The organism is Vibrio mediterranei (genome assembly GCF_900088415.1).
Classification (GTDB): domain Bacteria; phylum Pseudomonadota; class Gammaproteobacteria; order Enterobacterales; family Vibrionaceae; genus Vibrio; species Vibrio mediterranei.
Map to the genome: position 1 here is coordinate 960,393 of NZ_FLLQ01000001.1, position 14,919 is coordinate 975,311.

The following is a 14,919-nucleotide window of genomic DNA, read 5'->3' on the forward strand; positions in this document are numbered from 1 at the left end:
GAGATTCACTGCCGATTTAACCACGCTTCCTTTGGAGCATAATCGGTCACACCGCCGTGACCGATTTCGATATCACAACATCGCATGATATGCTCCCTCAGCTTGATTCGGCTTCGTTGAATTCGACTCTTAGCACCAGATAACGATATCCCCATTCGCTCCGCTATCTCTTTTTGAGATATTCCCTCAAGTTCGCCAGTATTATAGGTGTGCGATACTGCTCTGGTAATTCATCTATGAGCGGTCTTAAACATTGTGCCACCTCTTGATGAGCCTGCTCTGCCGTATCCGGCTCTTCATGAACAAGATCTTGCGGTAACTGGTCGAAATCACGACGCTGACGGTAGTGATCCATAATCGTATTATGGGCAATGCGAAATAGCCAACTACTCAAACTTCCTTGGGACTTGAGCTGATGTAAATTATCACTCGCTTTGATGTAAACATCCTGCAAAATGTCGTCAACAAAATGCTCATCATCCACTTGTTTCGCGATGTAATTTCTTAGTTTTGTTTTGTGATTTTGCCATTCTGCAAGCATAAACCCAGGCTCCTAACCCCACATTGCCTTAGTTAATCTCTTTAAGACGAAGCAACCCCATATTTCTGCCGATGCATTAAGGTCATGATAAAACACGAATAGGCTGAATATCTTGCGTCTCTGGGAAAGTGTTGTTGAGCGTCGTTTGATCCGCCCCCATATGCTGCTCTAATACACCTTTGATGACTGCACGAACATCCAACGTTGGTTGTAAGTCACGCCCCTGATAGAGCTGATTGCTAGCTAATCCTGGCCAATCGGATAAAACCCTAGAGCGTTGTACTGCTCCTCCCATTACCAACATCGCATTGCCTGTGCCGTGATCGGTCCCTTTGGTCCCATTCTCGGCGGCGGTTCGTCCAAACTCACTCGCTGCAATTACCACAGTCGACTGCCATTTTTCGCCTAATGCGGATTTTAACGCTGCCATACCTTGATCAAACTTATTGAGCTGATTGGCAAGTCTTCCTTTGTCCGCCCCTTGCGACGAGTGTGTGTCCCATCCGCCCAGCTCTAGCACTACGATATTAGGCCCATTGGGCGAGCTCACAAACTTGCCAGCCTGCTTGGCTAAGTTGGTAAATTGTTTATTTTGATTGCCGCCCATGGACATTGACTCTAACTTCATTGCTTCTTCAAAGTTTGCAGAGAGTTTGGCATCAGATTGGAACATTTCGGCAAGTAAATTGGCTTGTTCTTCTTTAGCTTTTAGCTTGTGAGGAAACCAACTGCTGACTTTGACATCACCTTGAGCAATCAATGGTAGCCCGGCATCAATAGCAATCGCTTGGTTGTTCTGTTGTGTCGACAAAAAGCGATTCAACCACCCCACAGGATCAAATGGATCCGTGGAGCCATTTTCTAGAATCTTCTGACCATCAAAGTGAGAACGACTTCGATAACCAGTGGCACAAGCATGAACAAACATGACTTGCTTGTCTTGATACATCTGATGAACACTTTTTAATGCTGGATGTAAGCCAAACCCTTTCTCTAACGGGTTAAGCTGATCTTTGGTGAGTGCTATTGTTGGCCGCAACTTTTGGTAATGCTCATCAAAACTTGGTACTACCACGTTGAGGCCATCCATCGCGCCACGAAGTGTTATCCAAATGAGTACATTTGGGCTTTGCGTTGACGCAAAGGAGAAATTGGGTAGCAAGGTAACCAGAGACGCCGCTCCTACGCCTTTCAAAAAATGTCGTCGTGTCGTCATAACCATTTACCTATATTGAAACTGTGGGCTCATCCAAAGCGCAACAAACTTGGAACTGGCATCTTGTGCCTTTTCTAACGCAGTCAGTAGGTGTTCATCGACTTCATTACCATAAAGGCGTTGTGCAATCTGTGTCACCCTGTCATCCGGATTCTGTTTACTGCGCTCAATCTGGGTAATCAGAAGCTTAGCCACTTGGTTGGCGACTTGCCAACGCTGAGTCAATGCGGCCGAGCTATTATAATCAGCGTCGTTATCAGGCCACCCTGCGGGCGACCCTGACATAAACGGTTCTTGCCCTAATTGTCTCAACATTGAATGCATCTGCTTCTGGTTGGGTTCAAAATCGGCGCTGCGGAGCACGGCAAAATACCATTCCTGAGGTGTACGAAAACGCAGGCGCTCATCCTTATTTTTGAGGCTGCTATTAATCAATGTCAGATATACCGGAATTAACATGCCTTCGTTATCTATCCAGACTTTGGTGAGTTTATCTACCAATGAAGAGTGTCCTACACCGTAGAAATGCTCGACCAATTTGCCACATAGATGTCTTGCGGTATTTTCATGATTTGCAAGATCGCGAAGACAGCTCATGCCCTGTTCTTCACCTTGCTGATCGTACACTTTACCCAATACGTTAATCGCACCAGGTTCATGCATGGTCGATGAAAAGCGATAACCTGGACTGTCCGGTTTAAAGCTCACCGTCCAACCAGTGATACCCTGCGCGAGCTCAACAACATCGTTTTGTGTATAGCCACCATCCACGCCTAAAGTATGCAACTCTAAAATCTCTCGAGCTAAGTTTTCATTGAGTCCTTTATTGCGCTTTTGCCCTGCTTTGGAGTTAGGCCCAACTGACTGGTGGTTATCAAGGAAGATCAGCATACTGGGGTGTTGAATCACGCCTACCAGTATACTCGGAAAATCGATAGACCAAAGCTCTCTGATTACTTCATTTTCAACACCAGAAGCAATTGGACGGACTCTACGTGTATCCGCGGAGATCGCAAAATGGTTGCTCCAAAATTGGATTAAACGTTCTTGAAAGCTTAGTGGAGTGTATAGGGTTTGTATGTTTCTCGCATGAACAAGATTGCGGAAGTTTTCTTGAAAAAACGCGTTATTGGTTTTGGTAAACTGTTTTTTCTCTTCTGCGCTTTTTGCTGCCTTTCGTCTTCGATTCAGGTCACCAAAATGTGCCAACATTTCATCGGTAGATGGAAGCGATGAAATCGCCTTATGAGTATAAGCCTGAGCTTTGAGTTGCTCATTTAAACTGGGTTCAAGCTTAGCATCACCAACTCTTGGCCCAAAACCAAATCGCTGCGAAACAATGTATTGAGCAGTGTCCTTGTTCTCCATGGCAACCTCTGTAAGTATGCGATACCTAAAGCATTACACACTAAGCAAAAATTGCACACCTGCCCTGACGATAAAATAACAAACGGCGCTCATTTGAGCGCCGTTTTGACTTTATCCGGATAGGATTAAGAACGTTTAGGTTGCTTGTAAGTCTTACCTGCCGCCTTATACGTGTCACTTTGCTTCATTTCGAACATAGCGTCGAAGAACCAAGCGACAAACTTAATGATATCGTCACCTTCGTTCATAATGTGCTCTACGTATTCTTGCTCGTCACCGTTATCATCGATATCGGTGAATACATGATAAATACGCTGTTCACCATCGACATCCGCTAATGCAAATTGACCGCTTAAACTGTTTGCTGCTTCGACAATCTCTTGGTTCTCGACGCTTTTAAGCTTATTCAATGCATCTGGGAGCGTTTTGAACTCGCAAAGCTGCATGACAAGTAGTTGAAATTCTAGTTGTTGCATTATCAATACCGTTATTAACCTAGCGAACTACAAGCTCGCCAGTTTAGTTTCTTGTTTCTCAAGCATAGAGTCTAACTCATCGCGACGAGCAATAAACTGCTTGAGCTCGTTCTTGGGCACAGAGTCTGCCATAGGAATGTTCGCTCGCATAGCATTAACTGGTCGCCCACGAGAAATCAATTCGTAATGCAAGTGAGGCCCAGTCACTCGCCCAGTCGCTCCAGACAAGCCTATACGAGTACCACGAGTCACTTTTTGCCCTTTCTTCACTAGAATCTTACTTAAATGAAGATAACGAGTCTTGTACGGACCACCATGATCGATAACGATATACTTACCTGCATATGGGTGGTTGCGCACCATAGCAACAACGCCATCACCAGTGGTATAAACACTAGTACCAGTACGAACACCGAAATCAGTACCGTTATGCGGTGCAATCCTGCCTGTTACAGGATGACGACGATTAGGGTTAAAGCCTGAGGTAATTCGATGATTTTTCACCGGATAGCGCATAAATGCACGCTGTAAACTGTCACCTTTGGCATCATAGTACTGGCCATTAGTATGAAGGTAAGCTGAGTACATCGCGCCACGATTAAAGATCTTAATCGCTTGTATTTCAGAGTTACCTGTCGCGGTACCATCAACAAACTGGCTGTTTTTAACAACTTCAAAACGGTCACCAGCACGAAGGTCGCGAGTGAAACTCAGTTTGTCTTTAAGCAGTGTAACAACTTGGTCAATCTCACGAGGGTTTAAACCCAATTTGTTCGCTGAAGAAGAGAAGCTGCCGTGAATTTCACCGACCAAAGCCACGCTTTCCCACACGCCGGGAATAGAGACATCCTTAAATTCAAAGCTACCGTCGTCTAGCCGAGTATAAACGGCTTTCTCGGCCACACTACGTTGAACTTCCAATTGACCGAGTGCGCCAGAGGCTTCATCTTGCCAAAATCGCATCTTGTCACCGGGACGCAGCGTGTCGAGCACTAAGTAATCCAAATCGGTTTCCATTACTGACATCATGTCTGAGTACGGAAAACCAAGTTGGTCGAAAATTTGGCTCAAGCTGTCACCTGACTTTACGGTATAGGCGAATTTAGGTGGTAGTTCAGCTTTGGTTGGCTCAGGAGTGATGGCTTTGGCGATTGGTGAATCATTGAGGTCTAGCTCTACCGTTCCGTTGAGGTTTGAACTAGGCAGACTATGAAGAAACAGAAACGCCGCGATAAGAGGCACGGTAAAAGCTAGGCCGCGTTTTAGTTTTCGTGACGGCGCTTTTGCCGTGCATACGCCGTCTATAGGTTGATTCGATTGCACAATGGTTCCAATGCATTCCATTAAAAAGAGCCAACAGATTAATCGTTTCTTCGGCGAATTGCATCCGATTGAGAGGAAAATTAAGGTAAAACCTGTGATGAGAATGTAAAAAAGCGAAGCTTGTCGCTTCGCTTTCTACAAAATCAGCATTACTGAGAGCTAGGCTTCACATGCTTGTTCTGTTTTTACGATACAGTTATCAGCACCGAAGCCATTTGGTACATAGTTATCCGCTTCAGCATCATTAACCCAGTCATTCTCATTCACAAGGTAGCGGAATTGAAATTCCGCGTTTTTTGGCAGACGAGTTTTATATTTGAAAGACTTGGTTTTCGCAACTTTTTTCATTGGCATAGGTTGCCAATCGTGAAACTCTGCTACTAGTACCGCACTTTCAATATTGGTCGCATCCAGTTCGAATGTGACTTCCACTTCATCTTTAGTTTTAAAAAAACGCTTATTGATCATTTGCAAGCTCCGTTTGTCTAAAAAATAACAACATCAAAGTGTCATATTATGTAATCAAGCTCACATTCTCAACATAATAAGTGACAAAGATGCATATCATTTACGGCTGGAAACAAATTCCAATTAACATCCTGTCAATTTGCCATTTTTCAGTGTGCAAACCAGTGAGTTTTCCTTTGTTGGCGTCTCCGCCATTGACTGTTCAGGGCCATGGCTTTTGAACTTCATTGTTACATCCTGTCCAGATAAGTCTAAAGATTCAATATCCACGCGATCCCCTGCTAGTTTAGCGTTAATAAGGATTACTCGCTGTCTTGATTCGTCCCAATTAAACAAGCCAAGGTAATAGAAGACTCCCGAGCCTTGGTTACTCACGGCAAATGGTACAACAGCGAAATGAAGCTTATTGTTTTCAAACATGAGTTGCTTAAATTGATACAGTAGGTATACGTTGCCACGCTCCATACCATCATCATAACTACCTGCAGCCACTTGTTTATCAATATCGATGTCAGTGAGTAGAGAGAACGCACTGGTTTCTGGTACCTGAATTGTCCATGGATTAGCCACCTTCACGCCTAGAATAGTCTCTACGACGACATCGGCCTTTTCTGCTTGATGAGATGGGAATTTGGCCAGTATCTCCTCATCACTCATCGAAAATCGATAGACTCCAGCCACAATGACAACGACGAGAAGACAAAGTGGGATCAGTAAAATCAGTGGCACTGGAAGTTTCTTGCGAGGCATTGTGATGATTCTCAATAAGTTAAGTTCTTCGTTCAGTGTAGCGCTTTCGATTACTAAGCTCAAAGAGTAACAACCCACTATACTTAGACAGATTTACCTAGCCTTAGCACCGAACATTGTTTTGCATATCATTTGCGACATCAGTACTAAATTGTGAATATTTAGTCTTTGTTGATGAATAGTATTGCCTTGATTGATAAAAAGCAGTAATCTTGCGCGCAATGAGCAAATATGGATGTTTAGTGAATAAATAGGCAATGGAATTGTCCATTATTAACTAGTTGTAACACGAGAGAAAAATGCAAAATAGCGCTCAATCTGTTCCTGAGTCTGGAAAGAAAGGCAACTTCTGGATGTTCTTCATCCCGTCTTTAATTGGCCTGTTCCTGTTTATGGCTCCAATCACCTTTGACGGCGGTCTAACTATACCTGTAGCTGTCTTAGCTAAATCATTACAAGCGGCGGTTGGCGACTTCATCGTACCTCTAGTTACAGCTATCATCGCATTTATGGCTATCGCGTCAGTCATCACTCGCATTGCTAAGCCTGCATTCATTAATAATAATGAATTTTTAAACGGTCTATTTAATCCAAGTCCAATGTGGTTAGCAGTCCGTTTGATCGGTGGCTTAGCGGTAGTAATGACTTACTTCCAAGTTGGTCCTCAAGCGATTTGGGAAGAAAATACCGGTGGTCTAGTACTTGAAGGCCTGCTACCCACTCTATTTGCCGTATTTATCTTTGCAGGTTTATTGCTACCTCTTTTGCTTAACTTTGGTTTATTAGAACTATTTGGTGCGTTACTAAGTAAAATCATGCGCCCAGTATTCAACCTACCAGGTCGTGGTGCTATCGACTGTATGGCGTCTTGGTTAGGTGACGGTAGTGTTGGTATTCTTCTAACGAGCAAGCAGTACGAAAACAAATTCTACACCATGCGTGAAGCAGCCGTTATTGGTACTACGTTCTCAGCAGTATCAATCACGTTCAGCTTAGTGGTTATCGCTCAGGTTGAGCTTGAGCACCTGTTTTTACCGTTTTATGGCGCTATCTGTTTAGCCGGTGTCGTTGCAGCGATTATCATTCCTCGTTTGCCGCCACTACGTAACAAAAAAGACGTGTTCATTGACGGCACTAAACCAGCTAAAGATGCTGAAGTGATTCCTGAGGGCCATTCTACTTTCTCTTGGGGTCTTGATTTAGCACTTAAAAGAGCAGGCACTGTTACCTCTGCAAAATCGGTGTTTGGCGAAGGTATTAAGAATGCCGTAGATATGGTGTTTGGGGTTCTTCCTGTGGTTATGGGCCTAGGTACAGTCGCGCTTGTTATCGCTGAATACACTTCAGTGTTTGAAACGCTAGGTACACCGTTTATTCCTTACCTAGAGTTATTGGGCGTACCTGAAGCAGTTGCGGCATCCAAGACTATGGTTGTTGGCTTTGCAGACATGTTTATTCCGTCAATCCTAGCAGCATCAATCAATAGTGAAATGACGCGTTTTGTTATCGCTGCGATGTCCGTTACTCAGCTTATCTACATGTCTGAAGTGGGGGCGCTACTACTTGGTAGCCGTATCCCAGTAAACATCTTCGAACTGTTTGCTATCTTCATCCTGCGTACTTTGATTACGTTACCTGTTATCGCTGGTGTCGCGCATTTGATTTTCTAGTAAAACATATTGCTCAGTTAAAAGGCTCACTTCGGTGGGCCTTTTTAGTATGGCTTACCTTTTGCGTTTCCATTCAAACCATCGTATCAACCATAATCCAAACCTTTCCCCTTTCCCTTAACTAATTGCTGTACTCAATAGCAAACTCGCTAATTTAAGCGCCCACATGGCAACAGAGTAGTGTTGTTATTGATTATTGGACAACGCCTACTGTTATTAATTACGGTCCAACATCGCATCGTGTAGAGGCTTTTTGAAGAGATAAGTTATGAGAAAATCAACGAGAACATAATGGTGAGGGTAAGACGTGGTAAGCATTCGCCAATGTCGGGATGCAAGTGAAGTGTTTTGGGGGAATCTCAGGTAATTGTACGACTATTGATACCAGTAGTCCAAACAAGAAAACGGAGCCAATGGGCTCCGTTTATTTAAGGCAGTGTTTCTGTTCTATACGGCTAAGCGCTTAGAAGAAGTACTTGAAGCGTACGCGAACACCTTTGTCTGCATCTTCGCTAAATGCGTAGTTTGAAGTGTCTGCTTGTGAATCAAGTTTATTGTTCACGTCAGTGTAGTATGCGCCTAGATAAAGAGAGAAGTCTTCAACTTGCAGTACATTAGCAAACTCATAAGAAGCATACAGAGTGCTCACTTCTACGTTACCGTCAGCCCAATTAGTGTTAACTTTATTGTTTTCGTACTCGTTGTTTGCCCAAATGTAGCCAAGACCAAAACCTTTGTAGAGAGCGTTAACGCCAACTGTCATGTTATTTTCATCAACCGCATCCATGTATGCAAAGTTGGCGATCAAGTTCCAATCATTTGTCGTGTAGTTAGTAGTCACGCCGTAGCCGATACGGTCAGAGATATCAACTTCACCGTTTACGCCATCTTCTACAATCACAGCGTTCTTAACAAGGTTTGCTTCCATGGAGGCTGCAATACCAAAATTACCTGCTTGGTAACCAACAACTGGACGAATTAGAACAGAGTCTTTGTTGTTAACAACTTTCTTACCGTGGTAAGTAACTTCGCCACCAGTTGGATCTGTCGCTTTTGAACTTCCAAATAGAACTGAACGGTCACCAATCATAGTTCCCAATTCTACGTACAGATTATCAAAAGTTTGACTATACATGATCTGGCCATCAGAACCACGACCGCGACCCTCTTTCATCTGGTAAACATATGCGTTGCCATCAACATATAGATCGTTAGCAGTATCGCCAGAGTACTCCAGGAACGTATCTTGACCTACAGGGAACATATCGAACGCTTCGAAGCGACCCATACGCAAGTTCCAACCATCTTGTTTACCGAATGCAAACCATGCGTCATCCAGTGCAACATTACCACTGCTTTCCATTAGAGGTTGAACGTTTACTTGGAAAACGTGTCCTGATTCAGTGTAACGTTCACCAGCAAACTCTAGAAGAATTCGGCCAGTTTGGTTAAAGTTTGAGTTACTGCTGCCCTCAACCCAACCACCGTTGTTAGCATCAAAGTCTCTTTCTGAGTTTAGATCTTGGTAGTTGAAATCAAATTCAACATCACCACCAATAGAGAACTTACCAGTTTCAGTATCAGTGATCGCGATACCAGCGTTTGCCGCCATTGCAGAAGAAACAAGTACTGCAGCTAGCGATAGTTTGAAAGTATTTTTCATTATTAACCCCAAGGATTGTAATTAACTATTTTTGTTATTTTTTAAAAGCTATTGAGTTGTCGTGAATAAGCATCGTTAAACTTTGAAAACTCATTCACCAGTCACATCACTCAAAAGTTTGAAAATCATGTACCGAATGAACGAGACAAATTTTCACTAATATCCCGACATGCAGCAATCCTAAGAATTTGAAAATGCCTATCTAAATCACGTTTTTATAAAAATGCAAATGTTCTTATTTATCAATTATTTATATATAAATAAATATACATTTAGCTTTAAAAACATTTATTGAGGTAATTTAGGGGAACTTTTTGGCGGATAAATTACTTTCAGTGATCTTGCTCACACACATAGTAATTCTTAACTACTATTTAAATTATTAATTATCAGTTTCCAAAATGTAACAATGGTGTGAATGTATTTTCTATATCACCTCTAATGCTCATGTTTATTTTTTCCACACTATTTGTATTGCCTTTCTATTAATCTAGTTCTCGTTATCCATGCAGTGTTATAGATATCAAGTGTAACAATATGCATAAAAGCCTTGCTATTAGACTCATATGGTCTAAGTTAGAGATAAGGAAAAACAAAGGAGTGATGCTGATATGAACCATGCGCTAGAAAAAGACATTGTCGACGCTATGCATCATTTAAATACTGAGCAGCTTCGCGACGTGAAGCGATTTGTTGAGCGTTTATCAACACGCCAACAGCCCAGCGATTTGGTTACGGAAGAAGAATTAGCCATGATTATGGAACTAAGCACATCCAAGCGAAGCTACCGCTAATATGGAACTACAAATCTTATAAGCAAAACGACCAGCTGCAGGCTGGTCGTTTTGCTTTTTGTACAGTAGAGCTGCACGATGAAGTTCGTTTGACAGGCTAAAAGTCTTAATCAAGAGCAGCCACATTATATAAATGAGCAAGCTTACTGGGCATTACTTTGGTACTTCGTACCAGATTTGAGCGCCTTCCTTCTCTATTTTGAGATCAGCCAGTAAGTGACAGCGTCACGATAAATGTATTTAGTTGTGACGCTGACGAATGACAGCAGGAACACTAGCCTTGCATTGGTAATTGGAGTCAGACATGGCTTTTTGCAGGAAATCAAATACCTCCGACGCTATTTGGCTACAGTCTTGCTCTATAGAGTCTATCTGTAACGGTAAGCAGTCCAATATGGCGTAATTATCAAACGTAGCAATTCGCATCCGAGCATTGGTTGCTGTTGCAAACAGATCATGTTCGTTAAGATAGCGCAGCACCCCTTCTAACAATGAATAAGATGCCGTAAATAAACAGTGTGGCAATCGACCAAGTTCATCAACACACGCTGCCATCATGTCGTAACCACTTGAAGGCTGATAATCACGATTGAACACTAAGTTCTGATTCAATGGAATTTGGTTTGCAGCTAACGCATCTACATAACCTTGATAGCGTTCTTTACTTGGTGAAAGCTCTAATTGTCCACCAATAAAAATACACTCTGCCACGTTTTTCGTATGTTCCGTTAATAACAGTCTCGTTGCATCGTAAGCGTCAGTGGTCACCATATTAAAATCTGAAGATTCGAACGAACGGTCAAAGAAAACGAGCGGAAGATCGTCAGGTAATCCGCTATAGAAAGCATCACTGGTGAGACAAGACGCAATCATGATGCCGTCGACTTGACGTGATATTAGATTGTCTACTGCGCGCATTTCTGTTTCAGGGTCATCATCGGTTGAAGCCAGTAATAACTGATAGCCTGATGCTAAACAAAGACGTTCCAATTCTTTGGCAATAGACGCAAAACCAAGGTTGAGTAGGTCGGGGATCACAAGCCCGAAAGTAGAACTCTTTTTCGATTTTAGCGCTCGGGCATAAACACTAGGCGAATAGTTATTCTCTTGCACAACATGCAGTACTCTCTCCACGGTTTCTTTCGTGATTCGATGCTTTTCTGCATGCCCATTCAATACAAAACTCACCGTTGATTTCGATACACCAGCGAGTTTTGCTATGTCAGCAAGTTTTAATTTTTTGCTCATTCCTTCCTACTCTTCCACTCGGTCAGTTTGATCTTATTTTCCTAAAAGATCGTGTGTGAGATCACAAATTCATTTTCAATCCATTAGAGGTTTATTAAAACACATTTTCTTTGCTAAATCGATTTAGTAAACTAAAAACAACTTAGTTAATACAGGATTTTTCTCATGAGCAAAGTGTGGGTAACCGGAGATGCTGTCGTAGATTTAATACCAGATACGGCAACTACCTATTTGAAATGTCCAGGTGGTGCGCCTGCAAACGTAGCTGTGGCTATCGCACGTTTAGGTGGTAACACTGGATTTTTCGGTCGCGTCGGACAAGACCCGCTAGGTCGCTTCATGAAGCAGACTTTGAGCGACGAAAACGTCAATACCGACTATATGCTGCTTGATGAGCAACAGCGCACTTCTACCGTTATTGTTGACTTAGATGACAGCGGTGAGCGCAGCTTTACCTTTATGGTTAAGCCTAGTGCCGACCAGTTTATGCAAAAAAGTGACATTCCTGCTTTCGAAAAAGGCGAGTGGCTGCACGTTTGTTCAATCGCTCTTGCCAATGAACCTAGCCGCAGTTCTACGATTGACGCAATGAAACAAATTAAGGCTGCTGGAGGCTTTGTTAGCTTCGACCCCAACTTACGTGATGAGGTCTGGGGCGATCAAAACTTAATCAAACCTGTTTGCCGAGAAGCTATTGCGCTGGCCGATGTAGTTAAGTTTTCAGATGACGAACTCATGTTCCTCACAGACACCAATACCTTAGAAGCAGGTATTGAAGCACTTGAATCCTTTAGCAATACATTGGTCTTGATTACTCAAGGAGCGAAAGGAGCACTGGTTATTCGTGGCGCACAACAAGAGTTGATTGCTGGCACTCCAGTAAAACCCGTCGATACGACAGGTGCAGGCGATGCCTTTGTTGGTGGTCTGCTAACTCGCCTGTCGAAAACAGAAAGCTGGGTAAATGATGAAACCATTCATGACGCTGTACGATGGGCTAACGGTTGTGGGGCATTGGCAACCACGCAAAAAGGCGCAATGACCGCACTGCCTAATGAAAATGCACTTTTGGAATACATCAAGTAGCTCCTGACACAACACAAAAACGCCTAACATGATTCATGTTAGGCGTTTTTTTAATTCGATTGTTTGAAAAGGCAAACTACACCGACACAACACACTGTTCCATCAACGCTTCTGGATTTTTCCATACATAGATAAACTCATCGACGTGGCGCCCACATGGCGATTCGCCACGCTGTTTCATCGCTCTGTTCGCACCTATGGATTCATAGAACTTAATGGCGTTCGAATTATCCGCCAGTACTTCCAAAAACACACCATTGTCCGGATAGTACTTACTTGCCCATTCCATCGCCAACGCAATCAGTTTCTTCGCCACACCTTTGCCTTGCGCACTTGCCCTAACGTGAAGGTTATCAATGATAGTACCGAACTCGACATTGTGATTACCAAACAGGCAGATAAAACCCGCTAATTCGCCTTGGTGCTCGGCAATAATGACATGTTGGCTGAAAGGAGGGTTTAATAGTCGGGTTTGCCAAATCAGTTGCTTGTCTTCAAGAACCGACTCGTCTAAATACGACTGACGCATGATGCCTTTATAGGCTTTTTGCCAACTTACCGCGTGTAGTTCCGCCACACTTTGGTAGTCAGAATATTCTGCTACTCTAAATTCCATTTTATAGTACCTACTGCTTAAGTTTTTACATATCCTTTCATTACATACTAATTATCTGCAACTAAAATGCAATCCATGCTGCATAAGTAATAGGCAAGTTGCACAAAAAAAGGGAGATCTTTCACGATCTCCCTTTATAAGTAGGATTACTGCCCTACTGGCAGCATATTACGCTAGCAATAGGCTCTTGCGAACTTGCCAGCACAAGTCACGCTGTAGTTACCCGCAGAAGCAGGGATGAACACTGAATGACCGCGTTCAACCGAAATGATTTCGCCATCTAGATGCGTCAATACGATTGGCTCATCCAATGCAAATAGAATCTCTGGTGTTGTGACGTTGACAAATCGGTCTTGCTGGTCAACGTAGACGCTAAATTTAAAGTCTTCTACCGGAATTGGATAGTGCTCTGCACCATTATCCATTTCTGGTTGAGTTAACAACTCCTCACGCAGCTTAGGTTCAAAAATGGTACAAGAAGCCAGCTCTTCAACATCAATGTGTTTTGGCGTTAGGCCTGCACGAAGTACGTTGTCTGAACTCGCCATAATTTCAAGTCCAGTACCACGACAGTATGCGTGTGGAGTACAAGCGTGAAGGAACATCGCTTCGCCCGGCTCAAGCGTCAATACGTGTAAGAATAATGGCGAGAAAAGACCGATATCACCAGGGTAGAGATCTTTTAGCCATAAGATGAGTTCAAAGGTTTCGTCGCCTTGTTTGGTCTCAGCGAAAGCAAGCAACTTATTCAATGCCGTATCTTTTGCTTGGCCGTCAAGCTTCAGCATACTAACAAACAACGCCTCAAGACCTGTTGCGTCCAGAGATGCTTTATAAGCATTAATAAGAGGCGCTAACTCCTCAATATTAAGCTGTTCGAAGTTGTTTAAGATCTCTTCATAAGAGCGGAAACCATTCATTGCTTGGTAACGTGTCAATGCGTAAACCAACTCTGGTTTATGGTTTGGATCTTTATAATTGCGGTTTGCTGCGTTACGGGCGATACCAGCGGCTTCTTCTTTGGCAAACCCTTGTTCTGCTTGAGCTTTGCTGGGGTGAACCTGAATAGACAAAGCGCTCGCTGCAGCAAGGACTTTGAACAGGTAAGGCAGCTCACCAAATTTCTGGCTAATGGCTTCACTCAAAACATCACTTAGGTTATCAGTAACAAACTGATCCAGACGCAAAGTCTTATCTGCGGTGACCACTTCAGAGCAGCCGCCTGGGTGTGCACCCATCCAGATCTCAGCTTGTGGTTTGTTATCTGGGTTGGCAATGCCAAACAGAGTGTTAATAGACGTCACGCTACCCCAAGCATAATCTTGGATTACGTTCTGCATAGGTAAGAAATGTTGATGTTTCATTTTTCAGTCCAAGCGATTATTAAATTCTTCTGAGCAGCAATGTATCTTAATCATGGTGTCGAGATTTTGATCACTCTCATTTTGTCAGCACAAATTAGCAGACTTTAGAGTAAAACTGTATAGTTTTTAAGTAAGAGATTGAAAAAAGATATTCAACGCAGAAATGGTATCTTCGGGAAGAAACCAATCCATTAACCCGCTGTAATCAATACATTTTATTTCATAGCTTAAGCGGTTAGAGATTATTAACCGCTGAAGGGAACAGGCAAAAACTGTGATAGACCCAAGATACAATTTGGTTTATCACTCCTAGACAAATTGCCATGAACATTAAAA

Annotated in this window: 15 protein-coding genes; 3 read left to right on the forward strand and 12 right to left on the reverse strand. The window is 43.0% G+C overall.

The genetic code is table 11. The annotated features are described in order from the left end of the window. Nucleotides 1-5: 5 nt before the first annotated feature. The 8 genes from VME0621_RS26880 to VME0621_RS04340 all read right to left on the reverse strand — a co-directional run bounded on the left by VME0621_RS26880 (nt 6) and on the right by VME0621_RS04340 (nt 6,142). Nucleotides 6-230: a sigma factor-like helix-turn-helix DNA-binding protein gene (locus VME0621_RS26880; protein WP_503169817.1), complete on the reverse strand. Its 225-nt coding sequence runs from the start codon at nt 228-230 to the stop codon at nt 6-8. Beyond that, the gene (locus tag VME0621_RS04310) at nt 164-541 is read right to left on the reverse strand and encodes a sigma-70 family RNA polymerase sigma factor (RefSeq protein ID WP_231892905.1); all 378 of its coding nucleotides are present in this window, start codon (nt 539-541) and stop codon (nt 164-166) included. The genes VME0621_RS26880 and VME0621_RS04310 overlap by 67 nt, the downstream gene beginning before the upstream one ends. 82 nt (nt 542-623) lie before the next feature. Next, nucleotides 624-1,757 (reverse strand): DUF1501 domain-containing protein, encoded by a 1,134-nt coding sequence (locus VME0621_RS04315; protein WP_062456548.1) that lies wholly within the window; start codon nt 1,755-1,757, stop codon nt 624-626. A gap of 6 nt (nt 1,758-1,763) precedes the next feature. Continuing rightward, the gene (locus tag VME0621_RS04320) at nt 1,764-3,125 is read right to left on the reverse strand and encodes a DUF1800 domain-containing protein (RefSeq protein WP_062456043.1); all 1,362 of its coding nucleotides are present in this window, start codon (nt 3,123-3,125) and stop codon (nt 1,764-1,766) included. Nucleotides 3,126-3,250: 125 nt separating this feature from the next. Next, nucleotides 3,251-3,601 (reverse strand): hypothetical protein, encoded by a 351-nt coding sequence (locus VME0621_RS04325; protein ID WP_006070412.1) that lies wholly within the window; start codon nt 3,599-3,601, stop codon nt 3,251-3,253. Nucleotides 3,602-3,628: 27 nt separating this feature from the next. After that, a complete protein-coding gene (locus tag VME0621_RS04330; protein WP_062456046.1) occupies nt 3,629-4,945 on the reverse strand; it encodes a peptidoglycan DD-metalloendopeptidase family protein in 1,317 nt (438 codons plus the stop codon). Nucleotides 4,946-5,083: 138 nt separating this feature from the next. Then, complete coding sequence (locus VME0621_RS04335) at nt 5,084-5,392, reverse strand: isoamylase early set domain-containing protein (protein WP_006070410.1); 309 nt, start codon at nt 5,390-5,392, stop codon at nt 5,084-5,086. 123 nt (nt 5,393-5,515) lie between these two features. After that, the gene (locus VME0621_RS04340; protein WP_038166986.1) at nt 5,516-6,142 is read right to left on the reverse strand and encodes a hypothetical protein; all 627 of its coding nucleotides are present in this window, start codon (nt 6,140-6,142) and stop codon (nt 5,516-5,518) included. Nucleotides 6,143-6,441: 299 nt separating this feature from the next. On the opposite strand from VME0621_RS04340, the gene VME0621_RS04345 reads away from it, so the two are divergent. After that, entirely contained in the window at nt 6,442-7,812 is a 1,371-nt protein-coding gene (locus VME0621_RS04345; protein WP_062456048.1) for a YjiH family protein, read from the forward strand. A 463-nt stretch (nt 7,813-8,275) separates the two neighbouring features. On the opposite strand, the gene VME0621_RS04350 is transcribed toward VME0621_RS04345, so the two are convergent. Beyond that, on the reverse strand, nt 8,276-9,475 hold the full coding sequence (locus VME0621_RS04350; protein ID WP_062456052.1) for a carbohydrate porin: 1,200 nt from the start codon (nt 9,473-9,475) through the stop codon (nt 8,276-8,278). Nucleotides 9,476-10,086: 611 nt separating this feature from the next. On the opposite strand from VME0621_RS04350, the gene VME0621_RS04355 reads away from it, so the two are divergent. Beyond that, on the forward strand, nt 10,087-10,269 hold the full coding sequence (locus VME0621_RS04355) for a hypothetical protein (RefSeq protein WP_038227355.1): 183 nt from the start codon (nt 10,087-10,089) through the stop codon (nt 10,267-10,269). Nucleotides 10,270-10,509: 240 nt separating this feature from the next. Here VME0621_RS04355 and VME0621_RS04360 read toward each other — a convergent pair whose 3' ends face one another. After that, the gene (locus VME0621_RS04360; RefSeq protein WP_062456055.1) at nt 10,510-11,517 is read right to left on the reverse strand and encodes a LacI family DNA-binding transcriptional regulator; all 1,008 of its coding nucleotides are present in this window, start codon (nt 11,515-11,517) and stop codon (nt 10,510-10,512) included. Nucleotides 11,518-11,682: 165 nt separating this feature from the next. On the opposite strand from VME0621_RS04360, the gene cscK reads away from it, so the two are divergent. Further along, the gene (cscK, locus tag VME0621_RS04365) at nt 11,683-12,603 is read left to right on the forward strand and encodes a fructokinase (RefSeq protein ID WP_062456058.1); all 921 of its coding nucleotides are present in this window, start codon (nt 11,683-11,685) and stop codon (nt 12,601-12,603) included. A gap of 76 nt (nt 12,604-12,679) precedes the next feature. On the opposite strand, the gene VME0621_RS04370 is transcribed toward cscK, so the two are convergent. Beyond that, nucleotides 12,680-13,219 carry a GNAT family N-acetyltransferase gene (locus VME0621_RS04370; RefSeq protein ID WP_006070399.1) on the reverse strand — a complete coding sequence of 180 codons (540 nt, stop codon included), beginning with the start codon at nt 13,217-13,219 and terminating at the stop codon, nt 12,680-12,682. 173 nt (nt 13,220-13,392) lie between these two features. After that, nucleotides 13,393-14,583 carry a mannose-6-phosphate isomerase, class I gene (manA, locus tag VME0621_RS04375; RefSeq protein ID WP_062456061.1) on the reverse strand — a complete coding sequence of 397 codons (1,191 nt, stop codon included), beginning with the start codon at nt 14,581-14,583 and terminating at the stop codon, nt 13,393-13,395. Between the last annotated feature and the right edge of the window lie 336 nt (nt 14,584-14,919).